Raw genomic sequence first — 25,820 nt, forward strand, 5'->3', positions numbered from 1 at the left:
CCGGCGCAGGCCGGGACACCTTTTCAGGAGTAAGACCATGACCGCCATTTCCCAACCGACGGCCATTGATGGATACCGCTGGCTCAAGAACGACATTATCCGCGGGGTGTTTCAGCCCGATGAAAAATTGCGAATGAGTCTGCTGACGTCACGCTATGAACTCGGCGTAGGACCGTTGCGCGAGGCGCTTTCGCAGCTGGTGGCGGAGCGGCTGGTCACGGTGGTCAATCAGAAAGGGTATCGTGTGGCGTCAATGTCTGAGCAGGAGCTGCTGGATATTTTTGACGCCCGCGCCAATATGGAAGCCATGCTGGTCAGTCTGGCTATCGAACGCGGCGACGACGCCTGGGAAGCAGAAATTCTGGCGCGCGCGCATATGCTCAGCAAACTGGAAGCCGTTGATGCCAGTGAAGAGATGTTGGATGAATGGGATCAGCGCCATCAGGCGTTTCATACGGCGATTGTTGCCGGCTGTGGGTCGCAGTATCTGCTGCAAATGCGTGAACGGCTGTTCTCTCTGGCGGCGCGCTACCGGTTTATCTGGCTGCGTAAAACGGTGCTGTCGGTGGAAATGCTGGAAGATAAACACGATCAGCATCAGACGCTGACCGACGCAATTCTGGCGCGCGATGCCGTACGCGCCAGTGAATTAATGCGCCAGCACCTGCTGACGCCGATTCCGATTATTCAGCAGGCGATGTCCGGCAAACTGCTGACAGAAAAAGTTTAATCGCGGGTCTGTACCCAGAAAGCGTGGATCAGACCAGGGATATAGCCCAGCAGCGTCAGCACAATATTGAGGATAAACGCCCAGCCAAAACCTTTGCCCAGCAGCACGCCAAGCGGAGGTAAAATGATCGTTAAAACAATTCTCCAGAAACCCATACACACTCCCTACAAGCAAAAAATTAATCATTGTTTAGAAAGAGATTTTATCTCTAAGAGTAATCAGTGTAGCTAACTCCACCCATCTCGCCCTGCTGTTTTACCCTCCTTTACGCTCTTGACGCTGGCGTACGTTGCTTCATTATTTTAGAATATGCTTAACTTAGTAATTGCTTAAATAAATATGACTGAACTCGAACAACTCCAGGCCAGCGCTGAACAGGCCGCCAGCTTGTTAAAAGCAATGAGCAACCCGAAGCGGCTGCTGATTTTGTGCATGCTCTGCGGGTCGCCGGGGACCAGCGCGGGTGAGCTTGCGCGGATCACCGGACTCAGCCCCTCTGCCACCTCCCAGCATCTGGCGCGGATGCGCGAGGAAGGGTTAATAGACAGCCAACGTGATGCCCAGCGCATTCTCTACTTCATCAAAAATGCGGCGGTGAATTCCCTCATCGCCACATTAAAAACACTGTATTGCCCGTAAGGAGCCAACATGACCATTGGGACGATTTCCCCGCGCGAGACGCAGACGCTGTTAGCGCAAGGTGCCAAACTGATTGATATTCGTGATGCCGATGAGTATCTGCGCGAACATATTCCGCAGGCACATCTGGCACCGTTGTCCGCGCTCGACCAGGGTTCATTGCCGGATAACTTACGCGCCGAGCGCATTATTTTTCACTGCCAGTCGGGTAAGCGCACACAAAATGCGGCCACAAAACTGAGTGCAATTGCTGCACCAGCCCAGTCCTGGCTGCTTGAGGGGGGAATCGACGGCTGGAAAGCAGCAGGTTTGCCGGTCGTAGAAGATAAATCACAGCCGTTACCGCTGATGCGCCAGGTACAGATTGCCGCAGGCAGCCTTATCTTACTCGGCGTAGTTCTCGGTTACGCCGTTGGCAGCACCTTCTTCCTGCTCAGCGGTGTTGTCGGCGCGGGGCTTATCCTGGCGGGCGTTACCGGCTTTTGCGGCATGGCGCGGTTGCTGGATAAAATGCCCTGGAATCGGCGTACTCATTAAGCAGTAATCGGTGAAACAGCGCTGTACCCGCCGATTGCCCTGATCTATGGTGGGTTTTGCCATCAAGAACGGAGGACAATATGTTTAAACCCGGCGATCTGGTTCAACCGCGTATGGGCGGACCAAAATTGAAAGTTGTTGAAGTGAATGACGAGCAGATTGTGGCCGTGCAGGCCAGTAATGAAAGCGGTGAAAAATTCACCCTGAAAGCAGCAGACGTCACCCGATATAGCGAAGACGGCGATTTTGGCGTTTGCTGAAAATAAGCGGTGAGTTCCTCTCACCGCCTTGCCAATTAGATCAAAAAATCATCGAGTGATTTACCGGCAGCCAGCGCCTGCGCAATAGGTTTTGGCGTGCGGCCTTGTCCAGTCCAGGTTTTCACTTCACCATTGAGATCGGTAAAACGATATTTTGCCGGGCGCGGCTGACGCTTTTTAACGGCTCGTGACGTAGCGGGCGTCATACTCAGCAGCTCTTCAGGATCAATCCCGTCCGCTTTCATCAGCGCCAGCAACGTATCAATTTTTTCCTGCTGCTCTGCACGCTGGCGTTGTAGCTGTTCTTCCTCGTCACGTCTTTCTTTGGTGACAACCCTGAATTTTTCCAGCATATCTTCCAGTACATCGACCGGAAATTCACGAGCCATTGCACGCAGCGAGCGGATATTATTTAAGTTTTTTAACATTGAACTCATATTAATAAAACCTCTTTAACGCATAAAGCAAAAATGGTATTACAGAAAAATTGTATTCGATTGATTATTCTATTTCCAGCCCCAGTGGTTCACAAACTATTAAGCCAACACGTCAGCTTAATATTTATCACGCTATCGCTGGGGCGGTTGCAACACTATTTTATAATAACCTGACAATAGAAATAAATATGTTGGCGTAATGTTCGAAAACATTGAGAAAGGAGCGTAAAAAAACCAGAAAAACAAATCTGTATAACATAATGATTTGCAAGACATTTAATCAACATGACAACGAAAATGCCAAAACGAACAAAAAACAAACCATTACAGAGCATTTTATCGACAAAAAGGCAATAAATAAAAATTTTAAGCTAGTTGCCAGTTATTATGCAGGCAGATATCCTATTGAAACGCGAAAGCAGCAAAACAAATCACTAGCAACAAGGTATGCGATACCTTTTTACCTCTTCTTACAAGGAGCATTAACATGTTCTCTCCGCAGTCACGCTTGCGTCATGCTGTAGCAGACACGTTCGCGATGGTTGTTTACTGTTCTGTCGTGAACATGTTGATTGAAGTATTCCTTTCCGGAATGACCTTTGAGCAGTCGCTCTCTTCCCGATTGGTGGCAATTCCTGTCAACATTCTGATCGCCTGGCCTTACGGTATGTACCGCGATCTGTTTATGCGTGCGGCGCGTAAAGCCACACCGGCGGGATGGGCAAAAAATCTGGCGGATGTGTTGGCATACGTGACCTTCCAGTCACCGGTGTATGTGGTCATTCTGCTCACGGTTGGCGCAGACTGGCACCAGATCACGGCGGCCGTCAGTTCCAACATCGTGGTTTCAATGTTGATGGGTGCGGTGTACGGCTACTTCCTTGATTATTGCCGCCGCCTGTTTAAAGTCAGCAGCTATCATCAGGCGAAAGCCTAAACGTCTCTTAGCGACTGGCCCCGCCAGTCGCGTCTTTAGTTTGCACTTACGTCGCCAAACAACCCATTTAAGTAACGTTCCAGCGCAATACGCGAACTAAAGCCGTGCGGAATACCATAATGCTCATGGGTTTCTCCGGCTAAATAAAGCGGAAATTGCTGATAGTGATCGCAGGTTTTAATATCCGTTGACGGATCTGCTAACGAAGAACTTCGTTCTTTTAACGTGGGGTGGATCACTAATGCTGTGCGTCCCATGCGCGCTTCACGATTAACATACACATAGTTTTCGCCACGCCGATAACCGTAAGTTTTCTGCGTTACTACATCTACGGTAAAGCCCACTTTCTCAAGTACGCGCGCCACCTCATCGGGTCTTAAATACATATATTTTTCCTCGTTATCTTTTACTGCGGGCTTACCTTACCTGATTCAGCATTAACAACGCTTTCAGAAAAGTCCATAAACGCATGAATAGAATGAGGTGGCTGTCTTAAGCATGGCGCTGAATCAGGTTATTGCCAGCCGAAGTTGACGAGCGGCCTGCCGGGCCATTTCCAACGCTGGAATATTGGTAAATGACAGTAATATGCCGCCCTCTCCCGTTGAGGTTATTCGCCATTGGCTTAACGCCTGAACCGCCAGGCCTGCCTGATTTGCTTTGCGCACCAACGCCGTATCTTCGCCGCTTACCGACATCACCAGCTGGATGCCCCCTTGCTGAGGTACAACGGTAAAGCCGTATTCCGTCAGCGCACTTTCCATCCACTGACGCCGCTGGGCATAGTGTTGGCGCATTTTTTTCAGGTGCCGCCAGAAATGGCCATCACGAATAAAATCCGCCAGCGTTTGCTGCCATAACAGCGGCACGTTACAGGCCGTTAGCGCTGCCTGGCGGCGAAAGCGTGCGACCTCCGTCACCGGCACCACCAGCCAGGCTGTACGTAAAGCCGGAAATAATGATTTACTGAAGGTACCGGCATAAATCACCCGCTGCGGCGCATCCAGGCTTTTTAGCGGCGGCAGCGGTTTTCCGTGGTAGCGAAACTCACTGTCGTAGTCATCTTCAATGATCCATGCCCGTGCACGGGCGGCCCACTCCAGCAGTTGGTGTCGACGGGCAAGCGAGAGTGCCACGCCCAACGGGCTTTGATGGGCTGGCGTGAGGAGGGCGAAACGCGCTTGTGGGTAGTTACGGATCCCGGCACTCACATCCAGACCCTCGCCATCGACCGGGACGGGTAGCAGTTCAACCTGTTCTTGCGTTATAACGGGGCGGATCAGCGGAAAACCAGGATCTTCTACCCACATCCCATCTCCAGGCGTTGCCAGCGCGCGCAGGATTAAGGTCATGGAGGCCGCATAGCCCGAAGTGATAAAAATCTGCTCAGGCAGGCACTCAATACTGCGGGATACGCGCAGATAATCAACTATCGCCTGGCGTAGTAACAGTTCGCCGCCGACATCGCCCAAGGCGAGATCAAAGCGTGTCTGCGTGCGTAAACGCCGCCCCATCACCCGCGCCCAGACCTCGCGGGAAAAGAGATCGAGCGCCGGTAATCCCATCTGAAAAAGTTGCAGTGTAGGGTTTTCTCCGGCAAAGACCGTTGGTGCGACGGGCGCGGTGTCCAGTCGCAGTTGCTGACTGACAAACGTCCCGGCCTGCCCGCGTCGTTCCAGCCAGCCTTGCGCCACCAGATCTGCGTAGGCATTTTCCACCGTCGAGCGCGAAACGCCCAGTTCCAGTGACCAGGTGCGGCTGGACGGCAAGCGTGTGCCGGGCTTAAGCTCCCCTTTCTCAATAGCGGTTTTTAACTGACGGGCGATCTGCTGATAGCGTGGCATTTATGGTCTGCTTTTTTGATAACAATATGGCTCTCTTTAGCAGACCATTATAGTGCTACATTGCGGGTCATCAAAACGAGGAGAAATACCATGACGATGTTACGCCAGCCCTATTATGAACTTAGCCCTGAAATCTATAACGCCCTGGTTCAGGCCAGCAAAGCGCTGGAAAACTGTGCGCTGGAGCCTACGCTGACGGAGTTGATTTACCTGCGAGTCTCGCAAATCAACGGTTGCGCGTTTTGTCTGGAAATGCACAGCAAAGCTCTGCGTAAGTCTGGCGTCGAGCAGGCCAAACTGGATGCGCTGGCAGGATGGCGCGTCAGCCACCATTTCAGTGAGCAGGAACGCGCAGCGCTGGCCTGGGCCGAATCCGTTACCCACATCGCCTCAACGCACGCCGAAGACGACGTTTATTTACCGCTGCTGGACCATTTTAGCGCCAAAGAGATAAGCGATCTGACGTTCGCCATTAGCCTGATGAACTGCTTTAACCGCCTGGCGGTAGGCATGCGCATGTAATTCTGTGGTGCCGGATGACGGCGGAAACGCCTTATCCGGCAACCAGTCATGCTACATACCCCTTCCTCCGCCACGCTCATCCCCCGACCCCTCACCACTCTAAAATCCCATATCTTGTATGGTTGAATCTTTTATAAACTACATCTAGTATTACTTGCATCAAGACACACACAACCCGACGCTATTTTCGCGCCGCTTTCTCACCCACAAATGGAAATACGAATCATGCGTATTATTATTTACAATCGCAATAACTGTGTTCAGTGTCACGCCACGAAACGGGCGATGGAAAGCCGTGGGTTTGACATCGAGATGATCAATGTCGAGCAAGCCCCCGAGCTGGCAGAAACCCTGCGCGAGCAGGGGTTTCGACAATTACCGGTGGTGGTAGCAGGGGAAACCCGCTGGTCAGGATTTCGCCCGGACATGATCAATCGTCTGCGTCCGCAGCCCCACGTGGCCAACACATGAGCACCCTCGTCTACTTCTCCAGCAGCTCTGAAAATACCCATCGCTTTATGCAGCGTCTGGGGCTGCCCGCCGTGCGAATTCCGCTTAACGAACGCGAGCGGATCCAGGTAGACGAACCTTACATTTTAGTCGTGCCGTCTTACGGCGGCGGCGGTACGGCAGGCGCGGTCCCACGACAGGTGATCCGCTTTTTAAACGATCCCCACAATCGGGCGTTAATTCGCGGCGTCATCGCCGCCGGCAATCGCAATTTCGGCGACGCCTACGGCCGCGCGGGTGACGTGATTTCACAAAAATGCGCCGTGCCGTGGCTCTATCGCTTTGAGCTGATGGGGACGCCAGGCGACATCGACAACGTGCGAAAAGGAGTGAGCGAATTTTGGCAACAATAACCACAGAACGTGTAGTTCAGCCCACGCTGGATTATCACGCACTTAACGCCATGCTGAATCTGTACGATAACGCCGGGCGTATTCAGTTTGAGAAAAACCATCAGGCGGTGGACGCGTTTATGACAAACCACGTACGGCCCAACTCGGTGGTTTTTGTCAGCCAGGACGCGCGTCTGGATACGCTGGTGAGCGAAGGCTATTACGACGAAAGCGTTTTAACTCGTTACGATCGCGCTTTCGTGGTGAAGCTGTTTGCCCACGCCCACACCAGCGGGTTTCGCTTCCAGACCTTTCTCGGCGCATGGAAGTACTACACCAGCTATACGCTGAAAACCTTTGACGGCAAACGCTACCTTGAAGATTTTGCCGATCGCGTGACGATGGTGGCACTGACGCTGGCGCAGGGTGATGAGACGCTTGCCCTGCGACTCACCGACGATATACTCGCCGGGCGTTTTCAGCCCGCCACACCAACCTTCCTCAATTGCGGCAAAGCCCAGCGCGGCGAACTGGTCTCCTGCTTTCTGTTACGCATTGAAGACAACATGGAATCCATTGGTCGGGCGGTAAATTCGGCACTGCAGCTTTCTAAACGCGGCGGCGGCGTAGCGTTTCTGCTCTCCAGCCTGCGCGAAGCCGGGGCACCGATTAAGCGTATTGAAAATCAGTCTTCCGGCGTGATCCCGGTAATGAAGATGCTGGAAGATGCTTTTTCGTATGCCAACCAGTTGGGCGCGCGTCAGGGCGCGGGCGCGGTGTATCTGCACGCGCACCATCCGGATATTCTGCGCTTTCTCGATACCAAGCGCGAAAACGCCGATGAAAAAATTCGCATTAAAACGCTGTCACTCGGCGTGGTGATCCCGGATGTTACCTTCCGTCTGGCAAAAGAGAATGCGCAGATGGCGCTGTTCTCCCCCTATGACGTGGAGCGTATTTACGGCAAACCATTTAGCGACATCGCCGTCAGCGAACGCTATGACGAATTACTCGCCGACGCACGCGTGCGAAAGCAGTACATAAATGCCCGCGACTTCTTCCAGCGGCTGGCGGAAATCCAGTTTGAATCCGGCTACCCCTACATCATGTTTGAAGACACGGTTAACCGCTCCAACCCGATTGCCGGTCGCATCAATATGAGCAACCTGTGCGCGGAAATTTTGCAGGTCAACAGCGCTTCGACCTACGATGAAAACCTCGACTACGCGCAGATCGGACGCGACATCTCCTGCAATCTCGGCTCGCTGAACATAGCCCACACTATGGATTCGCCGGATTTTGGCCGCACCGTTGAAACAGCAGTTCGCGGCTTAACCGCCGTCTCCGACATGAGCCACATCCGCAGCGTTCCGTCGATTGAAGCCGGGAACAGCGCCTCGCACGCGATTGGGCTGGGGCAGATGAACCTGCATGGTTATCTGGCGCGCGAAGGTATTGCCTATGGTTCACCGGAGGGGCTGGATTTCACCAATCTCTATTTCTACACCGTCACCTGGCATGCCCTGCATACCTCTATGTTGCTGGCCAAAGAGCGCGGCCAGACCTTTGCCGGATTCAGCCAGTCGCGCTACGCCAGCGGCGAGTATTTTGAACGCTATTTAAGCGGCGACTGGCAGCCAAAAACCGAGAAAGTCCGCGCGCTGTTTGCCACTCGCGGCGTGACGCTGCCGACGCGTGAAATGTGGGCACAGCTGCGTGAGGATGTGATGCGCTACGGTATTTATAACCAGAATTTACAGGCGGTGCCGCCAACCGGCTCCATCTCCTACATCAACCATGCCACCTCAAGTATTCACCCGATTGTGTCTAAGATTGAGATTCGTAAAGAGGGTAAAACCGGGCGTGTGTATTACCCGGCCCCGTTTATGACCAACGAAAATCTGGCGCTCTATCAGGATGCCTACGAGATTGGCCCGCAGAAAATCATCGATACCTACGCCGAGGCGACCAAACACGTCGATCAGGGGCTGTCGCTGACGCTATTTTTCCCGGATACCGCCACCACCCGCGATATCAACAAAGCGCAAATCTACGCGTGGAAAAAAGGCATCAAAACGCTGTATTACATCCGACTACGCCAACTGGCGCTGGAAGGCACTGAAATTGAAGGCTGCGTGTCATGCGCGCTGTAAGGAGAGCAGGATGAAGCTAAACCGCGTGAGCGCCATCAACTGGAACAAGATTGAGGATGATAAAGATCTGGAGGTGTGGAACCGGCTGACCAGTAATTTCTGGTTGCCGGAAAAAGTCCCGCTGTCGAATGATATTCCCGCCTGGCAAACGCTGAGCGTCGCCGAGCAGCAGCTCACCATTCGTGTCTTTACCGGGCTGACGCTGCTCGACACCATTCAGAATATTGCCGGCGCGCCCGCGTTGATGGCAGATGCATTAACCCCACATGAAGAAGCGGTGTTGTCGAATATCAGCTTTATGGAAGCGGTACATGCCCGTTCCTATAGCTCTATTTTCTCCACACTTTGCCAGACCAAAGATGTGGATGCGGCCTACGCCTGGAGTGAGGAAAACGCCCCGCTGCAACGCAAAGCGCAGATTATTTTGCAGCATTACGCCAGCGATAATCCACTGAAGAAGAAAATTGCCAGCGTATTTCTGGAATCGTTCCTGTTCTATTCCGGCTTCTGGCTGCCGATGTATTTCTCCAGCCGCGGTAAGCTGACCAATACCGCCGATCTCATCCGCCTGATTATTCGTGATGAAGCGGTTCACGGTTATTACATTGGTTATAAATATCAAAAGGGGCTGGAGCATATTTCACTGTCTGCTCGTGAGGAACTGAAGAATTTTGCCCTCGATCTGCTGATGGATTTGTACGATAACGAAGTTCACTACACGGAAGCGTTGTATGCCGAAACCGCCTGGGCCGACGAGGTGAAAGCGTTTCTGTGTTACAACGCCAATAAGGCCTTGATGAACCTGGGTTATGAGGCCCTGTTCCCGGCGGAAATGGCGGATGTCAACCCGGCAATCCTCGCCGCGCTGTCGCCAAACGCCGATGAAAATCACGATTTTTTCTCCGGTTCGGGTTCGTCCTACGTGATGGGAAAAGCCGTCGAAACTGAAGACGACGACTGGAATTTCTAGATCTCATTTTCGCTGGAAATACCCTACATTTTCCGCGTTAATATTTTAACGGGATCACATTTTTATCACACAAATATCATTGTGTGATCTACACTCAATATTAGCCGCATTATTCGCCTGAATTTCAACAATTCAGGCGACTTTTTACTGCCATTTACAAAAAATATCAAAGAAGTTTCATCCACGCTCAGCCCTTATATCATGGGAAATCTCGCCGTCTGGACTTTGGCAATATTCATGCCACAGCCAAATTCAGGGTTGTCTCAGATTCTCAGTATGTTAGGGTAGAAAAAGGTTACTATTTTCACCAGGTACTATATCGATATAAACAAATAACAGGAATAATTCTATTGCATGGCAATTAAATTAGAAGTTAAAAATCTCTATAAGATATTTGGCGAGCATCCCCAGAGAGCGTTCAAATATATTGAAAAAGGATTTTCAAAAGAGCAGATTCTGGAAAAAACAGGGCTATCGCTTGGCGTTAAAGACGCCAGTCTGGCCATTGAAGAAGGCGAGATATTTGTCATCATGGGATTATCCGGTTCGGGTAAATCCACAATGGTACGCCTTCTCAATCGCCTGATTGAACCCACCCGCGGGCAGGTACTGATTGACGGCGTAGATATCGCCAGGATATCCGATGCCGAGCTTCGCGAGGTGCGCAGAAAAAAGATTGCGATGGTATTCCAGTCCTTTGCCCTGATGCCGCACATGACGGTACTCGACAATACGGCGTTCGGTATGGAGTTAGCCGGTATTGCTGCGGATGAACGCCGTGAAAAAGCGCTGGATGCTTTGCGCCAGGTCGGGCTTGAGAATTACGCTCACGGATACCCGGATGAACTTTCCGGTGGTATGCGCCAGCGTGTCGGTCTCGCCCGCGCATTAGCCATTAACCCTGACATCTTATTAATGGATGAAGCCTTCTCTGCGCTCGATCCCTTAATTCGTACCGAGATGCAGGATGAGCTGGTAAAACTGCAGGCGAAGCATCAGCGTACCGTGGTCTTTATTTCCCACGATCTCGATGAAGCCATGCGCATTGGTGATCGCATCGCCATTATGCAAAATGGCGAAGTGGTACAGGTCGGTACTCCGGATGAGATCCTGAATAATCCGGCCAATGATTATGTACGCACCTTCTTCCGTGGCGTTGATATTAGCCAGGTATTTAGCGCGAAAGATATTTCCCGCCGTAGTCCGGAAGGCTTAATTCGTAAAACACCGGGGATTGGCCCACGTTCGGCGCTGCAATTATTGCAGGATAAAGATCGTGAATTTGGTTACGTAATTGAACGCGGAAATAAGTTTGTTGGCGTGGTCTCCATCGACTCATTAAAAACCGCCTTACGTCAGGCGCAGGGTATTGAAGCCGCACTGATCGACGAACCATTAGCCGTGGAGGCGAAAACGCCGCTGAGCGAGCTGCTTTCTCATGTCGGGCAAGCACCATGCGCGGTGCCGGTTGTCGATGAGGAACATCAGTATGTGGGCATTATTTCCAAACGCATGCTGCTACAGGCTTTAGATCGCGAGGGGGCAAACAATGGCTGATCAAACAAATCCGTGGGACACCACACCGGTGGCAGATAGCGCCGCACAATCTGCTGATGCCTGGGGTACCGCGTCAAGCGCACCTGCCGACGGCGGCAGCGCAGACTGGCTGACCAGTGCGCCTGCACCAGCACCTGAGCATTTCAATATTATGGATCCGTTCCATAAAACGCTGATCCCGCTCGATAGCTGGGTTACTGAAGGGATCGACTGGGTGGTGACCCATTTTCGTCCTGTCTTCCAGGGGATTCGTGTCCCGGTGGATTACATTCTCAACGGTTTCCAGCAACTGCTGCTGGGAATGCCAGCGCCGGTGGCGATTGTTCTTTTCGCTTTAATCGCCTGGCAGATTTCCGGCGTAGGAATGGGCGTTGCAACGCTGATTTCGCTGGTCGCGATTGGGGCGATTGGCGCCTGGTCGCAAGCGATGATTACTCTGGCACTGGTGCTGACCGCACTGCTGTTCTGCGTGTTAATCGGTTTACCGATGGGGATTTGGCTGGCGCGCAGTCCACGGGCGGCAAAGATTGTTCGTCCCCTGCTCGATGCCATGCAAACCACACCTGCGTTCGTCTATCTGGTGCCGATTGTGATGTTATTCGGCATTGGTAACGTGCCGGGGGTAGTAGTGACGATTATCTTCGCCCTGCCACCGATTGTGCGTCTGACCATTCTGGGTATTAACCAGGTGCCAGCCGATCTGATTGAAGCTTCGCGCTCCTTTGGTGCCAGCCCGCGTCAGATGCTGTTCAAAGTCCAGCTGCCGCTGGCGATGCCCACCATTATGGCGGGAGTTAACCAGACACTGATGCTGGCGCTTTCCATGGTCGTCATCGCCTCGATGATCGCCGTCGGTGGGTTGGGTCAGATGGTGCTACGCGGTATCGGGCGTCTCGATATGGGGCTGGCTACCGTCGGAGGGGTTGGGATAGTAATCCTTGCCATTATTCTGGACCGCCTGACGCAGGCCGTCGGTCGCGATTCTCGCAGCCGGGGCAACCGTCGCTGGTATTCCACCGGTCCTGTTGGGCTTATCACCCGCCCTTTCATTAAGTAATTCACCTGTTGCCCGGTGGCGCATGGCTTACCGGGCCTACAATTCATTAACTTACACAAAATCATTCAAGTTACATTGCGGCGGCAAACGAATGTATCCCCAGGAGCGTACAAGCAGTACGTGACTGGGGGGCATGAGTGCAGCCAACAAAGAGGCAGCTTGAAGGATGAAGTGTAATAAGGAACAACGATGCGACATACCGTACTTTTTGCCACAGCGTTTGCCACCCTTGTCTCCACCAGCACTTTCGCTGCCGACCTGCCGGGCAAAGGCATTACCGTGCAACCTATCCAGAGCACGATCTCTGAAGAATCTTTCCAGACACAGCTGGTCGCTCGTGCGCTGGAAAAACTGGGTTATACCGTCAACAAAGCCAGCGAAGTTGATTACAACGTCGGCTACACCTCTATTGCTTCTGGCGATGCCACCTTTACCGCCGTGAACTGGCAGCCACTGCATGACGACATGTACGCCGCCGCGGGCGGAGACAAAAAGTTCTACCGCGAAGGGGTATTCGTGACGGGTGCAGCGCAGGGGTATCTGATCGACAAAAAAACCGCTGAGCAGTACAAAATCACCAATATCGCCCAGTTGAAAGATCCAAAGATTGCCAAAATCTTTGATACCAACGGCGACGGTAAAGCCGACATGATGGGCTGTTCACCAGGCTGGGGCTGCGAAGCGGTCATCAACCACCAGAACAAAGCCTTCGATCTGGAAAAAACGGTCGACGTCAGCCACGGTAACTACGCGGCGATGATGGCTGACACCATCACGCGCTTTAAAGAAGGCAAACCGATTCTGTACTACACCTGGACACCATACTGGGTCAGCGACGTGATGAAGCCGGGCAAAGACGTGGTGTGGCTGCAGGTGCCGTTCTCTTCCCTGCCCGGTGAGCAAAAAGACATTGATACCAAGCTGCCAAACGGCGCGAACTACGGCTTCCCGGTCAACACCATGCATATCGTAGCCAATAAGGCGTGGGCAGAGAAAAACCCGGCCGCGGCAAAGCTGTTTGCCATCATCAAGCTGCCTCTGGCGGACATCAACGCGCAGAACGCGATGATGCATGAGGGCAAAGCTTCCGAAGCCGACGTGCAGGGTCACGTTGATGGTTGGATCAAAGCCCACCAGCAGCAGTTCGACGGCTGGGTAAAAGAAGCATTAGCTGCGCAGAAGTAACCCACTCGTAGGCCTGATAAGCGTAGCGCCATCAGGCACAGTAAGTAACCACACCAATGCCGGATGGTGGCGCAATGCGCCTTATCCGGCACGCAGCTCTCCACTCCCCCTAAACCGCACAATCCATCACCTAACAAATCAGCAACATTTATCCACTTCCGTTATGATTGTTTCAGAAATCCATTATTCAGCTGAAAACAATGACAAATTCCTCTCAGGGACTTAGCCGATCGCTGATCCTGCTCATGTCCATCGCCACGGGTCTCGCCGTCGCCAGTAACTATTACGCCCAGCCGCTGCTCGATACCATCGCGCGCAACTTCTCATTATCTGCCAGTACCGCAGGCTTTATCGTCACCGCAGCACAGCTTGGCTACGCCGCGGGTCTGCTGTTTCTGGTGCCGCTTGGCGATATGTTTGAGCGTCGGGGGCTTATCGTGTCCATGACGTTGCTCGCTGCAGGCGGCATGTTGATTACCGCCAGCAGCCAGTCGCTGGGCATGCTGATCCTCGGCACCGCGCTGACCGGGCTGTTCTCCGTGGTAGCACAAATATTGGTTCCGCTGGCGGCCACGCTCGCCACACCGGACAAACGAGGTAAGGTCGTTGGCACCATTATGAGTGGTCTGCTGTTGGGGATTTTACTGGCCCGTACCGTGGCCGGGCTGCTGGCGAACCTCGGCGGCTGGCGCACGGTATTTTGGGTCGCCTCGGTGCTGATGGCGCTGATGGCTATCGCGCTGTGGCGCGGCCTGCCGAAGATGAAATCAGAAACCCATCTCAACTATCCACAGTTGTTAGGCTCGGTCTTCAGCCTGTTTATCCACGATAAACTGCTGCGTACCCGGGCGATGCTGGGCTGCCTGACGTTTGCCAACTTCAGTATTCTCTGGACATCAATGGCGTTTTTACTGGCGGCACCGCCGTTTAACTATTCAGAAGGCATGATTGGCCTGTTTGGCCTGGCCGGTGCCGCCGGTGCGCTCGGCGCTCGTCCAGCAGGTGGATTTGCCGATAAGGGCAAATCCCATCTCACCACGACATTAGGTCTGTTGTTACTGCTGCTCTCCTGGCTGGCAATCTGGTTGGGTCATACGTCAGTACCGATGCTGATAATTGGCATTCTGGTACTGGATCTCACCGTTCAGGGCGTGCATATCACCAACCAGACGGTTATTTACCGCATTCACCCGGATGCGCGTAACCGACTGACCGCCGGCTATATGACCAGCTATTTTATTGGCGGGGCGGCAGGTTCACTGATTTCAGCCTCTGCCTGGCAGCATGCCGGCTGGGCTGGCGTTTGTCTGGCAGGTACGACCGTTGCCATACTCAACCTGCTGGTCTGGTGGCGAGGTTTTCACCGCCAGGAAGCCGTAAATTAAGCGTATAGCGCGTGTTTGCCGCTGATTGAGCTCCTCAGGGTGTTAAGGAGCTCATCAGTCTGCTAAGGTTATAACTCATTGAGCCAGGTTATTTAAATTTCGGTAATGAAGCCTATAATCCTATGGAAAGCCCTGTTCCCCAGTCAGACCCCAGCCCGGCAACGTTCACGGAAGGATTCAAAGACAGCCTGCCGATCGTCATCAGCTATATTCCTGTCGCTTTTGCATTTGGTCTCAATGCCACTCGCCTGGGCTTTACGCCCGTCGAAAGCGTCTTTTTCTCCTGTATTATCTATGCCGGCGCCAGCCAGTTCGTCATCACTACCATGCTTGCCGCAGGCAGTTCGCTGTGGGTCGCCGCGCTCACTGTGATGGCCATGGACGTGCGCCATGTATTGTATGGTCCCTCCCTGCGTAGCCGCATAGCCCAACGACTCAATAAACCTAAAAGCGCATTATGGGCCTTTGGCCTCACTGATGAAGTGTTTGCCGCTGCAACGGCGAAGCTGGTACGGGATAATCGTCGCTGGAGCGAGAACTGGATGATGGGGATCGCACTATGTGCCTGGATTTCATGGGTATTCGGTACGATTATTGGCGCGTTCTCCGGCAGTGGCTTACTGAAGGATTTTCCGGCGGTCGAAGCGGCGCTGGGTTTTATGCTCCCGGCGCTGTTTATGAGTTTTCTGCTCGCGTCATTTCAGCGTAAACAGGCGCTGTGCGTTACGGCGGCGCTCGCTGGAGCAATGGCGGGCGTGACGTTATTTTCCATCCCTGCAGCCATACTCGCAGGTATTGTCTGCGGCTGCCTGACGGCGCTTATCCAGTCATTCTGGCAGGGAGGACCTGATGAGTTATGAGGTTCTGCTGCTTGGTCTGCTGGTCGGCTGCGTCAATTACTGCTTTCGTTATTTGCCGCTGCGTCTGGGGGTGGGAAATGTTCGCCCGACAAAACGCGGCGCAACCGGCATATTACTCGACACCATTGGCATTGCATCAATTTGCGCCCTGCTGGTGGTGTCTACCGCACCAGAAATTATGCACGACGCACGTCGGTTTGTGCCAACACTGGTGGGGTTTGTTGTACTGGGCGCAAGCTATTTTAAGACCCGCAGCATCATCATTCCGACATTGCTGAGTGCTCTGGGCTACGGATTAGCCTGGAAAATGTGGGTTGTTTTATAGGTGAAAATAATCATTTTAAATAAATAATACATTTACTTTATTTGTCACTGTCGTTACTATATCGGCTGAAATTAATGAGGTTATACCCAAATGGATAGTTCGTTTACGCCCATTGAACAAATGCTAAAATTTCGCGCCAGCCGCTACGAAGAGTTCCCGTACCAGGAAGTTCTTCTGACTCGTCTTTGCATGCACATGCAGGGCAAGCTGCTGGAAAACCGCAATAAAATGCTGAAAGCTCAAGGGATTAACGAGACGTTGTTTATGGCGTTGATTACGCTGGAGTCTCAGGAAAACCACAGTATTCAGCCTTCTGAACTGAGTTGCGCACTGGGTTCGTCGCGGACTAACGCCACGCGTATCGCGGATGAGTTAGAAAAACGTGGCTGGATCGAACGTCGTGAAAGCGATAACGATCGCCGCTGCCTGCATCTGCAACTGACCGAGAAAGGCCATGCATTCTTGCAAGAGGTATTACCGCCTCAGCATAACTGTCTGCATCAGCTCTGGTCGTCTCTTAGCACCACTGAAAAAGAACAGCTTGAGCACATCACCCGTAAGCTTCTGACCCGTCTTGATCAGATGGAGCAGGATGGCACGGTACTCGAAGCGCTGCGTTAACGCGCCGACTCGCTCAAAAATCCAGATTGATAAATGAAAAACCGACAGGCCAGCAGGTCACCCTGCTGGCCTTTCTGATAAACAGGTCGGCTCAGCCGATGAGAAAAAAATAAGATCGTGGAGAACAACATGAGCGCAAATGCGGAGACTCAAACCCCGCAGCAACCGGTCAGGAAGAATGGTAAACGTAAAAGTATGCTGCTGCTTCTGACCTTGCTCTTTATTATCATTGCCGTGGCCTATGGGATTTATTGGTTTTTAGTACTGCGTCATGTCGAAGAGACAGACGATGCGTACGTGGCAGGGAACCAGGTTCAAATCATGGCGCAGGTATCAGGCAGCGTGACGAAAGTCTGGGCTGATAACACTGACTATGTCAAACAAGGCGACGTGCTGGTGACCCTCGACCAGACGGACGCTAAGCAGGCGCTTGAAAAAGCCAAAACGGCGCTGGCCTCCAGCGTGCGCCAGACGCACCAGTTGATGATCAACAGCAAGCAGCTTCAGGCCAGCATTGAGGTGCAGAAAACCGCCCTGGCGCAGGCGCAAAGTGACTTTAATCGCCGTGTCCCGTTGGGGAACGCTAACCTGATCGGTCGCGAAGAACTGCAACATGCGCGTGATGCCGTTGCCAGCGCGCAGGCTCAGCTTGATGTCGCAATACAGCAATATAACGCCAACCAGGCGATGATCCTCGGCAGTAAGCTGGAAGACCAGCCTGCCGTGCAACAAGCGGCCACTGAAGTGCGTAATGCCTGGCTGGCGCTGGAACGTACTAAAATTGTCAGCCCGATGACCGGCTACGTGTCCCGTCGTGCCGTGCAACCTGGCGCGCAGATTAGCCCAACCACACCGCTGATGGCCGTTGTCCCTGCCACCAACCTGTGGGTGGACGCCAACTTCAAAGAAACCCAGCTCGCGCATATGCGCATCGGCCAACCGGCAACGGTGATCAGTGATATTTACGGCGATGACGTGAAATACACCGGTAAGGTTGTCGGACTCGATATGGGGACCGGTAGCGCCTTCTCTCTGCTGCCAGCACAAAACGCGACTGGTAACTGGATCAAAGTCGTCCAGCGTCTGCCCGTACGTATAGAGCTGGATGCCCAACAGCTGGCGCAACATCCTCTGCGCATTGGGCTGTCTACGCTGGTAACGGTCGATACCCAAAATCGTGACGGACAAATTCTGGCAAGCCAGGTGCGTACAACACCGGTTGCAGAAAGTAATGCTCGAGAAATCAACCTTGCTCCGGTCAATAAAATGATCGAAGAGATCGTGCGGGCCAACGCGGGCTAATTCAAAGGTGCGTGTGATGCAACAGCAAAAACCGCTGGAAGGCGCGCAGCTCGTCATTATGACGATCGCGCTGTCACTGGCGACATTCATGCAGGTGCTGGACTCCACCATTGCTAACGTGGCGATCCCCACTATTGCCGGGAACCTCGGCTCTTCACTGAGCCAGGGGACCTGGGTGATCACCTCTTTCGGGGTGGCGAATGCTATCTCCATTCCGATCACCGGCTGGCTGGCCAAACGCTTTGGTGAAGTAAAGCTGTTCATGTGGTCCACCATCGGCTTTGTCATTGCGTCATGGGCGTGTGGGATGTCCAACAGCCTGACCATGCTGATTTTCTTCCGCGTGATTCAGGGGATTGTCGCCGGTCCATTAATTCCGCTTTCGCAAAGCCTGTTACTGAATAACTATCCTCCCGCCAAACGGTCCATCGCCCTCGCGCTGTGGTCAATGACGGTGATTGTCGCCCCTATTTGTGGCCCGATTCTTGGGGGCTATATCAGCGACAACTATCACTGGGGCTGGATATTCTTCATTAACGTGCCGATCGGGGCGGTGGTGGTGTTGATGACACTGCAAACTCTGCGTGGCCGGGAAACTCGCACCGAACAGCGGCGCATTGACGCCATTGGTCTGGCGCTGTTGGTCATCGGTATCGGCAGTTTGCAGATTATGCTTGATCGCGGTAAAGAGCTGGACTGGTTCGCCTCGCAGGAAATTATTATCCTGACTGTCGTCGCCGTGGTGGCCATCAGCTTCCTGATTGTCTGGGAGCTTACCGACGATAACCCGATTGTCGATCTCTCGCTGTTTAAGTCGCGAAACTTTACCATCGGCTGCCTGTGTATCAGCCTGGCCTATATGCTCTACTTTGGCGCTATCGTTCTGCTGCCGCAGTTGTTGCAAGAGGTCTACGGATACACAGCGACCTGGGCAGGTCTGGCCTCCGCGCCGGTGGGGATAATCCCGGTGATCCTGTCGCCGATTATCGGTCGTTTCGCCCACAAACTGGATATGCGTCGGCTGGTCACGTTTAGTTTTATTATGTATGCCGTCTGTTTCTACTGGCGCGCATGGACGTTCGAACCCGGTATGGATTTTGGCGCATCGGCCTGGCCGCAATTTATTCAGGGGTTCGCCGTGGCCTGCTTCTTCATGCCACTGACCACCATCACGCTGTCTGGCTTACCGCCTGAGCGTCTGGCGGCGGCGTCAAGCTTGTCTAACTTTACGCGAACGCTGGCAGGTTCAATCGGCACATCGATTACCACAACGATGTGGACTAGCCGTGAGTCGTTGCATCACGCGCAGTTGACGGAGTCAGTAAACCCCTACAACCCTAATGCACAGGCGATGTATAGCCAGTTGCAGGATCTTGGGATGACCCAGCAGCAGGCCTCCGGCTGGCTGGCGCAGCAAATTACCAACCAGGGTCTGATAATTTCCGCCAACGAAATCTTCTGGATGTCGGCGGGGATATTCATCCTACTGCTCAGCCTGGTGTGGTTCGCCAAACCGCCATTCGGTGCGGGCGGCGGCGGCGGCGGCGCGCACTAAGACAGCGCAAAAAGGGATCTGCGGATCCCTTTTTATTAGACTTGCGATCAAAAGTAATATTTGAATCTCAGACGTCCGCCGTAACGCGCATCTTCACTGCTGTTGCCATTATGCGGATCGGCCTCAACCCATGAAGCATAGGCACCGAGATAAATATTAAAGTTTTTCATATCCATCACGTTGGGGAATAAATATGAAGCATGGATGGTGTGGATATCATAATTGCCTGGATCGGTGATCCAGCAATCATCATCACACACAGCATCAATATTAGTTGCGTTGAATGCTTCAATTTTATTATGTGCATAGATGTAACCCAGCTCAAAACGATGCCATAACGCATTTACCCCAGCGGTAAAGTCGGTTTCATCGGTCGCATCCATATACGCTGTGTTGAGGTTAATGACTGCGCCCTCTTCCGGATCGGTTTTTTGTCCATCCCAGGTCATGGTAAAACCATAACCCGTACGATCTGACTGATCGATCCACTTGCCGTTATCGTAATAGCCATAGGCATTATTCACGACGTTACTTTCCATTGCCAGCGCTGTGGAGAAGCGGCCATTTTGCCAGGCGATAACCGGTCGAATATAGGCCACATTTTTATCACTGGTTAAATCCATGCCGTGATACTGCTTCTCGGAGAACAACGTGCTGCCATTTTCAAGCAGTGTGTTCACTTCAAAATACCAGTTATCGAGGGTTTTACTCAGCAGGAAGTTTCCGCCGCTGTCGCTACGACCACGCCCCTCTTTCATCATATAGATGTAGCCATAGCCATCGCTATAGAGGTCATTCGCCGTGTTTCCCGAGTATTCTACAAAGGTATCCTGATTCAGCGGGAACATGTCGTAGGCTTCAAAGCGCCCGACCTTAATTTTCCAGTCATTCTCACGCCCAAAGAAGAAGACCGCATCATCGAGATTCATTTTGCCGGTCAGATCAGCCAGCGGCTGGACCGAGAAACCGGCGAAGTTACCGTTGTTCAGCCGCTGGTAGCCATCAAATCCCAGCAGCAGACGTCCGTTGATATCCCAGCGTTCATTGGTTCCCGGTGCCCAGTCTTTGTTGGCGGAGGTGCGCGTCGAGGTCAGGCTACCGGAACGACTGGCAGCATCCATATTAAATTCAACATCACCGTAGAATTTAATATCGCTGAATCCGGATAACGTCAGTTTCGGTGGATTTGCGTCTACCGTGACAGGTTCAGCTGATTCAACGTTGATCGTTGGCACCGCTGCTACCTGTTGTTGTTGTAGTAACTGGATCTGCGACTCAGCATTCACCGCCCGCTTTTCAGCACTAATAACTCGCTGCTCCAGTTCAGCCAAACGTTGCTCAATCGTGCTGTTATTTGCTGCCCACAGGTTTTGAGATAAGCAAGCCCCGATCATCAGCGCCAAATATTTCACTTTCATTTTTCATCCCTAAAGTTAAATGTATACCTGATAAGTTTTGATAAAAATCTCATCCACCGGCTATAAAGAGAGTCTTGTTATTACCCGGTTATCTGGTGCATTCCATTATGTTTTTCTATTAATTATTTATGTTTTTTAATTTATGTGATCAATGCGATCCAGAAGCATTAATTACGCGTTTCTTTCTGTTTACCAGATCACATTTATTGTTTGAGCGATTATCGACTAATGATTCAAAACTATACCCTAAATAATTCGAGTTGCTTAAAGGCGGCAAGGGAGTGAGTCCCCAGGAGCATAGATAACTATGTGACTGGGGTGAGCGAGCGTAGCCAACACATAAGCAACTTGAAGTATGACGGGTATATATTTCCTCAAGAAATATAATAGTTATGGCTTATATTAAGGAATAAAAAACCCCGGCTATAAACCGGGGTTGATTTAAATACTGGAACAACTAATTAGCTAAACTAAATATGTAATTCCTGCAATTTCTCTTTTGGCAGCGCCAGCTCTTCATTGCTGTTAACGCGCACGTCGTGTTCCAGGATATGACGGGCAATATCCTGCGCTTCGCTGAGAGAGTGCATCTGATAAGTACCGCACTGGTAAACGTTCAGTTCCGGGATCTGATTTTGATCCTGCACTTTCAGCACGTCAGCCATCGCCGCTTTCCAGGCATCAGCCACACGCTGCTCGTCCGGCGTACCAATCAGGCTCATATAGAAGCCCGTACGGCAACCCATTGGGGAGATATCGATAATCTCCACACCATTACCGTTGAGGTGGTTACGCATAAACCCAGCGAACAGGTGTTCCAGTGTATGGATCCCTTTCTCAGGCATCACTTCTTTGTTCGGAATGCAGAAACGCAGATCAAACACGGTGATGGCGTCGCCATGTGGGGTGTTCATCGTTTTTGCAACCCGGACTGCGGGAGCTTCCATCCGGGTGTGATCGACAGTAAAACTATCTAACAACGGCATTTAGCCACCTCCGATAAATTTTTTTAAAATAATCTGAACTCTTTGTTCCGGTGCGAGTCTGAGTATATGAAAGACGCGCATTTGTTATCATCATCCCTGTTTTCAGAGATGAAATTTTGGCCACTCCCGAGTGGCCTTTTTCTTTTGGATCAGGCGTGCTTTTCGAGCCACGCGGCAAACGACTCAGTATCGGCCGCTTCAATCTCCTGCTGACGACGCTTTGAAGCCGCGGTTTCAGCAATAAATTCCTCTTCCTGCACTATCTCTAACGGTTCTTCGCGCAGCAGATTGCGGTAAGCCTCGCCCAACGCTTTACCCGTGCCACCAATCCCTGTATCAATCATAGACCGCAGGATCCGCGCGGAAAACGTCAGTTCAGGATTATCAAAGCAAGCAACCAGTTCGTCACAGACTTTTTGATACTCCTCTCCTCCATGGATGCTGTCCAGCGTTTGCGCCACACGTTTCAGGTCACGGAACAGATCTTTACCCACTTTCGGCAGCGGGAACTGGGCGGTTTCACAGCCAATGCCTAGCGTCAGGCCCGGCTTACGTCCTTCCAGAATCACACGATTCCAGTTGGTACGCGTGCACAGCAGTTCATCGCTGCTCATTTCCGGCGCATCCGCCAGAACGCACCACACCATAAACAGATCGAGGAAACGTACCTGCTGCTCATCTACGCCGATTGGCGAGAAGGGGTTAATATCCAGCGAACGCACTTCGATATATTCAATGCCGCCGCGCAGTAGCGCATCTGACGGAGATTCACCACTGCGCGTCACGCGTTTCGGGCGAATAGGCGCGTACAGTTCATTTTCAATCTGCAGCACGTTGCTGTTAATTTGCAGACGTTTGCCGTCTTTCTCCAGTCCGATTGCCGCGTACTCCTCGGAAGGGGTTTTAATCGCGCGCTTTAATCCTGCCACATACTCATGCAAATCGTTAAACGTAATGCCGAGATTGCTTTGCGACTTATTGGTATAGCCCAAATCGCTCAAACGCAGTGACGTCGCATACGGCAGGTAATACATACCACAATCGGTTTTTTCAAATGGCAGAGTTGTGGGCTTTCCTTGCAGGAAGGAAGAACAAATCGCCGGAGATGCACCAAACAGGTACGGAATCACCCAACCAAAACGGTAATAGTTGCGGATCAAGCGGAAGTAACCTGCGGACACTTTCTCTTTGGCATCTTCATCGTCCGTTACACCGCATTTCGCCTGCCAGAATGCCATCGGCAGCGAGAAATTATAGTGAACGCCGGAAATTGTTTGCATCAACGCGCCGTAACGGTTTTTAAGGCCTTCACGGTAAAGCGTTTTCAGACGACCAATATTGGAAGTGCCATACTGCGCCAGCTCAATATCCTGACCTTCCGCAATATAGCAAGGCATGCTCAGCGGCCACATACGCTCATCGCCCAGGTTTCTGGCGGTATAGCGATGCAGGTCACGCATAAACGTGAGCATTTTATGAATGTCGTCGCCCGGAGGAGTAATAAACTCCAGCAGTGCTTCGGCAAAATCCGTGGTTATCCATTTATGCGTCAGCGCTGACCCTAACACATCCGGGTGGCCTGTCGTCGCCAATGAGCCATCAGCATTAACACGCAGCGTTTCGCGCTCCAGACCACGTTGAATCCCCTTTAATGCCTGAGGATGTTTTTCCAGCCAGGCCAATGCCTGTGATACGTCCGGGATCAAATTGACCTCCCGCCTGTCAAAATCGTTTTAATTAGCATAATGGTATTGGTTACCCTACAGGCTATTCCACAACACAATTAGTGCCACCACATAATGCCCTGCGTCGTAACCGCTGCGACCACAACATAACGCAACGCTTTGCCAAGACATAAAAAAAAGAGTACTGGCCCCCACGAGATGCGCATCCACCCCGCTAGCAGGCACAGCAAATCACCTACCACCGGCATCCAGCTTAATAATAGTGTGACAGCGCCATAGCGCCGCAGCCAACCCGTCGCTTTTTCTTGCCATCGTGACGTTTTACGCAACGGGAAGAAACGCCCAAGGATAACGTTAGTTAACCCTCCAAGGCTATTACCCATTGTTGCTGTTAAGACTAAGACCCAAGGATGACTCACCCCGGAAATCAGCAGAGCCACTAAAACAACTTCAGAATTTCCGGGCAACAGCGTAGCACTGAGGAAACTGCTGGCAAACAGTGACAGGAGTGACAGTCCATCACTCACAATAGCCGGACATCCACGGCATCCATACCGGCTGCACGCGCGGCTTGCAGGCCGAAGTCAGCATCTTCGAATACTACACATTGAGCCGGAGCAACCCCCATACGCTCGGCACACAGCAAAAACGTGTCTGGCGCGGGCTTATGTCGTTGTACGTGGTCAGCAGCGACGACGGCATCAAAATAGTGACGTAGCCCCAAATGAACAAGCAGCGCCTCTGCAATGGCGCTTTCGCTCCCGGTGCCAACCGACATTGGCCGACGACCATGCCAGGCTTTCACGACATCAACCAGCGGTAGTGGCTGAACGCTATCCAGCAGCATGCTTTTAACGCTGTCGGTTTTTTCGCGCGCCAGCGCATGGGGATCGAGATCGGCATGATTCAGTTCAATGACCGACTGTGCAATACGCCACGTTGGGGAACCGTTGAGTGCGACCATGGCCTGCTCGTCAAAACGGAGTCCATAGCGCCCTAATACCTCATGCCACGCTTTACGATGCGTTGGCTCGGTATCGAGAATGGTGCCATCCATATCAAAAATCAAACCCGCATAACGTTCGTACATTGTCTTCTCACAAGCCGAATGACCAGACGTTACTTTATCGTAATTGATTGATTTTGTCGCTGACAGCGAATTAAGGATTGTCTTAGGAGTTTGATTCAGAAAAAGAGAGATGGTGCTGGGGATTATTTCGTAGACTATGCGATGAAAATTAGCGGTTATTCAGGAGAAGATGGTGCATCCGGGGGGATTACTCACTGGCGTTCGCCCTACGGGCCGTTGCTAAAGCAACGTTATCCTCCCTGGTGCTTGCGATTATCTCGCAGACCATGAAACAACGGTTTAACTGTTATTTCCGAGAAGATGGTGCATCCGGGAGGATTCGAACCTCCGACCGCTCGGTTCGTAGCCGAGTACTCTATCCAGCTGAGCTACGGATGCATCAGGGAACTTATTTTACTGCCGATATTGATATCACTATAAAAGCAACATCAAGTAAGAGATGGTGCATCCGGGAGGATTACTCGGCTGCGCCTCGCCCTACGGGTCGTTGCTAAAGCAACGCTATCCTCCCTGGTGCTTGCGATTATCTCGCAGACCATGAAACAACGGTTTAACTGTTATCTCGGAGAAGATGGTGCATCCGGGAGGATTCGAACCTCCGACCGCTCGGTTCGTAGCCGAGTACTCTATCCAGCTGAGCTACGGATGCATCAGGGAACTTATTTTACTGCCGATATTGATATCACTATAAAAGCAACATCAAGTAAGAGATGGTGCATCCGGGAGGATTACTCGGCTGCGCCTTGCCCTGCGGGCCGTTGCTGAAGCAACGTTATCCTCCCTGGTACTCGCGATTATCTCGCATACCATGAAACAACAGTTTTGCTGTTATCTCGGAGAAGATGGTGCATCCGGGAGGATTCGAACCTCCGACCGCTCGGTTCGTAGCCGAGTACTCTATCCAGCTGAGCTACGGATGCATC

28 protein-coding genes and 3 tRNA genes are annotated in these 25,820 nt (G+C 52.2%); 19 read left to right on the forward strand and 12 right to left on the reverse strand.

All coding sequences use genetic code 11. The features are described from left to right. Window positions 1-37: 37 nt before the first annotated feature. The gene (csiR, locus tag IMQ48_RS17700) at window positions 38-730 is read left to right on the forward strand and encodes a DNA-binding transcriptional regulator CsiR (RefSeq protein ID WP_196210058.1); all 693 of its coding nucleotides are present in this window, start codon (window positions 38-40) and stop codon (window positions 728-730) included. Here csiR and IMQ48_RS17705 read toward each other — a convergent pair. Continuing rightward, complete coding sequence (locus IMQ48_RS17705; protein ID WP_015585265.1) at window positions 727-885, reverse strand: YqaE/Pmp3 family membrane protein; 159 nt, start codon at window positions 883-885, stop codon at window positions 727-729. The two genes, csiR and IMQ48_RS17705, sit on opposite strands and share 4 nt — an antisense overlap. Window positions 886-1,069: 184 nt before the next feature. Here IMQ48_RS17705 and IMQ48_RS17710 point away from each other — a divergent pair, with 184 nt between their 5' ends. The 3 genes from IMQ48_RS17710 (at window position 1,070) to IMQ48_RS17720 (ending at window position 2,166) form a co-directional block, all read left to right on the forward strand. Further along, the gene (locus IMQ48_RS17710) at window positions 1,070-1,369 is read left to right on the forward strand and encodes a helix-turn-helix transcriptional regulator (RefSeq protein ID WP_196210059.1); all 300 of its coding nucleotides are present in this window, start codon (window positions 1,070-1,072) and stop codon (window positions 1,367-1,369) included. Window positions 1,370-1,378: 9 nt separating this feature from the next. After that, the gene (locus IMQ48_RS17715; RefSeq protein ID WP_196210060.1) at window positions 1,379-1,906 is read left to right on the forward strand and encodes a rhodanese family protein; all 528 of its coding nucleotides are present in this window, start codon (window positions 1,379-1,381) and stop codon (window positions 1,904-1,906) included. A gap of 80 nt (window positions 1,907-1,986) precedes the next feature. After that, window positions 1,987-2,166, forward strand: coding sequence for a hypothetical protein (locus tag IMQ48_RS17720; protein WP_115257657.1), 180 nt, complete (start codon window positions 1,987-1,989; stop codon window positions 2,164-2,166). A 35-nt stretch (window positions 2,167-2,201) separates the two neighbouring features. On the opposite strand, the gene stpA is transcribed toward IMQ48_RS17720, so the two are convergent. Further along, entirely contained in the window at window positions 2,202-2,603 is a 402-nt protein-coding gene (gene stpA / locus IMQ48_RS17725; RefSeq protein WP_196210061.1) for a DNA-binding protein StpA, read from the reverse strand. A gap of 487 nt (window positions 2,604-3,090) precedes the next feature. Here stpA and alaE point away from each other — a divergent pair, with 487 nt between their 5' ends. Then, window positions 3,091-3,540, forward strand: a complete 450-nt coding sequence (gene alaE, locus IMQ48_RS17730; protein WP_096756011.1) for an L-alanine exporter AlaE — start codon at window positions 3,091-3,093, stop codon at window positions 3,538-3,540. A 35-nt stretch (window positions 3,541-3,575) separates the two neighbouring features. Here alaE and IMQ48_RS17735 read toward each other — a convergent pair whose 3' ends face one another. After that, entirely contained in the window at window positions 3,576-3,926 is a 351-nt protein-coding gene (locus tag IMQ48_RS17735; RefSeq protein ID WP_196210062.1) for a DUF2002 family protein, read from the reverse strand. Between the two features lie 123 nt (window positions 3,927-4,049). Continuing rightward, the gene (locus tag IMQ48_RS17740; RefSeq protein ID WP_196210063.1) at window positions 4,050-5,384 is read right to left on the reverse strand and encodes a PLP-dependent aminotransferase family protein; all 1,335 of its coding nucleotides are present in this window, start codon (window positions 5,382-5,384) and stop codon (window positions 4,050-4,052) included. Between the two features lie 90 nt (window positions 5,385-5,474). Here IMQ48_RS17740 and IMQ48_RS17745 point away from each other — a divergent pair, with 90 nt between their 5' ends. From IMQ48_RS17745 to emrB, 14 genes are all read left to right on the forward strand, one after another. Next, the gene (locus IMQ48_RS17745) at window positions 5,475-5,906 is read left to right on the forward strand and encodes a carboxymuconolactone decarboxylase family protein (protein ID WP_196210064.1); all 432 of its coding nucleotides are present in this window, start codon (window positions 5,475-5,477) and stop codon (window positions 5,904-5,906) included. A 225-nt stretch (window positions 5,907-6,131) separates the two neighbouring features. Continuing rightward, window positions 6,132-6,377: a glutaredoxin-like protein NrdH gene (gene nrdH / locus IMQ48_RS17750; RefSeq protein WP_196210065.1), complete on the forward strand. Its 246-nt coding sequence runs from the start codon at window positions 6,132-6,134 to the stop codon at window positions 6,375-6,377. After that, on the forward strand, window positions 6,374-6,769 hold the full coding sequence (gene nrdI / locus IMQ48_RS17755; protein ID WP_196210066.1) for a class Ib ribonucleoside-diphosphate reductase assembly flavoprotein NrdI: 396 nt from the start codon (window positions 6,374-6,376) through the stop codon (window positions 6,767-6,769). The genes nrdH and nrdI overlap by 4 nt, the downstream gene beginning before the upstream one ends. A gap of 26 nt (window positions 6,770-6,795) precedes the next feature. Next, window positions 6,796-8,901, forward strand: a complete 2,106-nt coding sequence (gene nrdE / locus IMQ48_RS17760; protein ID WP_370551868.1) for a class 1b ribonucleoside-diphosphate reductase subunit alpha — start codon at window positions 6,796-6,798, stop codon at window positions 8,899-8,901. 10 nt (window positions 8,902-8,911) lie between these two features. Further along, window positions 8,912-9,871, forward strand: a complete 960-nt coding sequence (gene nrdF / locus IMQ48_RS17765) for a class 1b ribonucleoside-diphosphate reductase subunit beta (protein WP_196210068.1) — start codon at window positions 8,912-8,914, stop codon at window positions 9,869-9,871. Window positions 9,872-10,225: 354 nt separating this feature from the next. Continuing rightward, the gene (gene proV / locus IMQ48_RS17770) at window positions 10,226-11,428 is read left to right on the forward strand and encodes a glycine betaine/L-proline ABC transporter ATP-binding protein ProV (protein ID WP_196210069.1); all 1,203 of its coding nucleotides are present in this window, start codon (window positions 10,226-10,228) and stop codon (window positions 11,426-11,428) included. Next, window positions 11,421-12,485 (forward strand): glycine betaine/L-proline ABC transporter permease ProW, encoded by a 1,065-nt coding sequence (gene proW / locus IMQ48_RS17775; protein ID WP_196210070.1) that lies wholly within the window; start codon window positions 11,421-11,423, stop codon window positions 12,483-12,485. Before proV ends, proW begins: the two co-directional genes overlap by 8 nt. 189 nt (window positions 12,486-12,674) lie before the next feature. Then, window positions 12,675-13,670 (forward strand): glycine betaine/L-proline ABC transporter substrate-binding protein ProX, encoded by a 996-nt coding sequence (proX, locus tag IMQ48_RS17780; protein WP_196210071.1) that lies wholly within the window; start codon window positions 12,675-12,677, stop codon window positions 13,668-13,670. 200 nt (window positions 13,671-13,870) lie between these two features. After that, window positions 13,871-15,055, forward strand: coding sequence for an MFS transporter (locus IMQ48_RS17785; protein ID WP_196210072.1), 1,185 nt, complete (start codon window positions 13,871-13,873; stop codon window positions 15,053-15,055). Window positions 15,056-15,177: 122 nt separating this feature from the next. Continuing rightward, window positions 15,178-15,915, forward strand: coding sequence for an AzlC family ABC transporter permease (locus IMQ48_RS17790; protein ID WP_196210073.1), 738 nt, complete (start codon window positions 15,178-15,180; stop codon window positions 15,913-15,915). Continuing rightward, the gene (gene ygaH, locus IMQ48_RS17795; RefSeq protein WP_196210074.1) at window positions 15,905-16,240 is read left to right on the forward strand and encodes an L-valine transporter subunit YgaH; all 336 of its coding nucleotides are present in this window, start codon (window positions 15,905-15,907) and stop codon (window positions 16,238-16,240) included. The genes IMQ48_RS17790 and ygaH overlap by 11 nt, the downstream gene beginning before the upstream one ends. Before the next feature lie 90 nt (window positions 16,241-16,330). After that, entirely contained in the window at window positions 16,331-16,861 is a 531-nt protein-coding gene (mprA, locus tag IMQ48_RS17800) for a transcriptional repressor MprA (protein ID WP_196210075.1), read from the forward strand. Between the two features lie 129 nt (window positions 16,862-16,990). Then, complete coding sequence (gene emrA / locus IMQ48_RS17805) at window positions 16,991-18,163, forward strand: multidrug efflux MFS transporter periplasmic adaptor subunit EmrA (RefSeq protein WP_196210076.1); 1,173 nt, start codon at window positions 16,991-16,993, stop codon at window positions 18,161-18,163. A 16-nt stretch (window positions 18,164-18,179) separates the two neighbouring features. Next, entirely contained in the window at window positions 18,180-19,718 is a 1,539-nt protein-coding gene (gene emrB / locus IMQ48_RS17810; protein WP_181596333.1) for a multidrug efflux MFS transporter permease subunit EmrB, read from the forward strand. A 47-nt stretch (window positions 19,719-19,765) separates the two neighbouring features. Here emrB and IMQ48_RS17815 read toward each other — a convergent pair whose 3' ends face one another. The 8 genes from IMQ48_RS17815 to IMQ48_RS17850 all read right to left on the reverse strand — a co-directional run bounded on the left by IMQ48_RS17815 (window position 19,766) and on the right by IMQ48_RS17850 (window position 25,817). Next, a complete protein-coding gene (locus IMQ48_RS17815; protein ID WP_196210077.1) occupies window positions 19,766-21,136 on the reverse strand; it encodes a carbohydrate porin in 1,371 nt (456 codons plus the stop codon). 470 nt (window positions 21,137-21,606) lie between these two features. Next, window positions 21,607-22,122, reverse strand: a complete 516-nt coding sequence (gene luxS / locus IMQ48_RS17820) for an S-ribosylhomocysteine lyase (RefSeq protein WP_016154160.1) — start codon at window positions 22,120-22,122, stop codon at window positions 21,607-21,609. A gap of 149 nt (window positions 22,123-22,271) precedes the next feature. Continuing rightward, a complete protein-coding gene (gene gshA, locus IMQ48_RS17825) occupies window positions 22,272-23,828 on the reverse strand; it encodes a glutamate--cysteine ligase (RefSeq protein WP_196210078.1) in 1,557 nt (518 codons plus the stop codon). 77 nt (window positions 23,829-23,905) lie between these two features. Continuing rightward, on the reverse strand, window positions 23,906-24,334 hold the full coding sequence (locus tag IMQ48_RS17830; protein WP_038633018.1) for a YqaA family protein: 429 nt from the start codon (window positions 24,332-24,334) through the stop codon (window positions 23,906-23,908). Continuing rightward, a complete protein-coding gene (yqaB, locus tag IMQ48_RS17835; RefSeq protein WP_196210079.1) occupies window positions 24,331-24,897 on the reverse strand; it encodes a fructose-1-phosphate/6-phosphogluconate phosphatase in 567 nt (188 codons plus the stop codon). The genes IMQ48_RS17830 and yqaB overlap by 4 nt, the downstream gene beginning before the upstream one ends. A gap of 301 nt (window positions 24,898-25,198) precedes the next feature. Continuing rightward, window positions 25,199-25,275 (reverse strand) — tRNA-Arg (locus IMQ48_RS17840). A gap of 194 nt (window positions 25,276-25,469) precedes the next feature. Continuing rightward, window positions 25,470-25,546: transfer RNA gene (locus tag IMQ48_RS17845), tRNA-Arg, on the reverse strand. Between the two features lie 194 nt (window positions 25,547-25,740). Next, window positions 25,741-25,817: transfer RNA gene (locus IMQ48_RS17850), tRNA-Arg, on the reverse strand. Window positions 25,818-25,820 lie beyond the last annotated feature (3 nt).

The organism is Citrobacter sp. Res13-Sevr-PEB04-36 (assembly GCF_015672735.1).
In the GTDB taxonomy this organism is placed as follows: domain Bacteria; phylum Pseudomonadota; class Gammaproteobacteria; order Enterobacterales; family Enterobacteriaceae; genus Citrobacter.

Excerpts from the sequence above, each read along its gene's own strand:
- csiR (WP_196210058.1), top strand. The coding sequence starts at position 38 with ATGACCGCCATTTCCCAACCGACGGCCATTGATGGATACCGCTGGCTC.
- IMQ48_RS17705 (WP_015585265.1), bottom strand. The coding sequence starts at position 885 with ATGGGTTTCTGGAGAATTGTTTTAACGATCATTTTACCTCCGCTTGGC.
- IMQ48_RS17710 (WP_196210059.1), top strand. The coding sequence starts at position 1,070 with ATGACTGAACTCGAACAACTCCAGGCCAGCGCTGAACAGGCCGCCAGC.
- IMQ48_RS17715 (WP_196210060.1), top strand. The coding sequence starts at position 1,379 with ATGACCATTGGGACGATTTCCCCGCGCGAGACGCAGACGCTGTTAGCG.
- IMQ48_RS17720 (WP_115257657.1), top strand. The coding sequence starts at position 1,987 with ATGTTTAAACCCGGCGATCTGGTTCAACCGCGTATGGGCGGACCAAAA.
- stpA (WP_196210061.1), bottom strand. The coding sequence starts at position 2,603 with ATGAGTTCAATGTTAAAAAACTTAAATAATATCCGCTCGCTGCGTGCA.
- alaE (WP_096756011.1), top strand. The coding sequence starts at position 3,091 with ATGTTCTCTCCGCAGTCACGCTTGCGTCATGCTGTAGCAGACACGTTC.
- IMQ48_RS17735 (WP_196210062.1), bottom strand. The coding sequence starts at position 3,926 with ATGTATTTAAGACCCGATGAGGTGGCGCGCGTACTTGAGAAAGTGGGC.
- IMQ48_RS17740 (WP_196210063.1), bottom strand. The coding sequence starts at position 5,384 with ATGCCACGCTATCAGCAGATCGCCCGTCAGTTAAAAACCGCTATTGAG.
- IMQ48_RS17745 (WP_196210064.1), top strand. The coding sequence starts at position 5,475 with ATGACGATGTTACGCCAGCCCTATTATGAACTTAGCCCTGAAATCTAT.
- nrdH (WP_196210065.1), top strand. The coding sequence starts at position 6,132 with ATGCGTATTATTATTTACAATCGCAATAACTGTGTTCAGTGTCACGCC.
- nrdI (WP_196210066.1), top strand. The coding sequence starts at position 6,374 with ATGAGCACCCTCGTCTACTTCTCCAGCAGCTCTGAAAATACCCATCGC.
- nrdF (WP_196210068.1), top strand. The coding sequence starts at position 8,912 with ATGAAGCTAAACCGCGTGAGCGCCATCAACTGGAACAAGATTGAGGAT.
- proV (WP_196210069.1), top strand. The coding sequence starts at position 10,226 with ATGGCAATTAAATTAGAAGTTAAAAATCTCTATAAGATATTTGGCGAG.
- proW (WP_196210070.1), top strand. The coding sequence starts at position 11,421 with ATGGCTGATCAAACAAATCCGTGGGACACCACACCGGTGGCAGATAGC.
- proX (WP_196210071.1), top strand. The coding sequence starts at position 12,675 with ATGCGACATACCGTACTTTTTGCCACAGCGTTTGCCACCCTTGTCTCC.
- IMQ48_RS17785 (WP_196210072.1), top strand. The coding sequence starts at position 13,871 with ATGACAAATTCCTCTCAGGGACTTAGCCGATCGCTGATCCTGCTCATG.
- IMQ48_RS17790 (WP_196210073.1), top strand. The coding sequence starts at position 15,178 with ATGGAAAGCCCTGTTCCCCAGTCAGACCCCAGCCCGGCAACGTTCACG.
- ygaH (WP_196210074.1), top strand. The coding sequence starts at position 15,905 with ATGAGTTATGAGGTTCTGCTGCTTGGTCTGCTGGTCGGCTGCGTCAAT.
- mprA (WP_196210075.1), top strand. The coding sequence starts at position 16,331 with ATGGATAGTTCGTTTACGCCCATTGAACAAATGCTAAAATTTCGCGCC.
- emrA (WP_196210076.1), top strand. The coding sequence starts at position 16,991 with ATGAGCGCAAATGCGGAGACTCAAACCCCGCAGCAACCGGTCAGGAAG.
- emrB (WP_181596333.1), top strand. The coding sequence starts at position 18,180 with ATGCAACAGCAAAAACCGCTGGAAGGCGCGCAGCTCGTCATTATGACG.
- IMQ48_RS17815 (WP_196210077.1), bottom strand. The coding sequence starts at position 21,136 with ATGAAAGTGAAATATTTGGCGCTGATGATCGGGGCTTGCTTATCTCAA.
- luxS (WP_016154160.1), bottom strand. The coding sequence starts at position 22,122 with ATGCCGTTGTTAGATAGTTTTACTGTCGATCACACCCGGATGGAAGCT.
- yqaB (WP_196210079.1), bottom strand. The coding sequence starts at position 24,897 with ATGTACGAACGTTATGCGGGTTTGATTTTTGATATGGATGGCACCATT.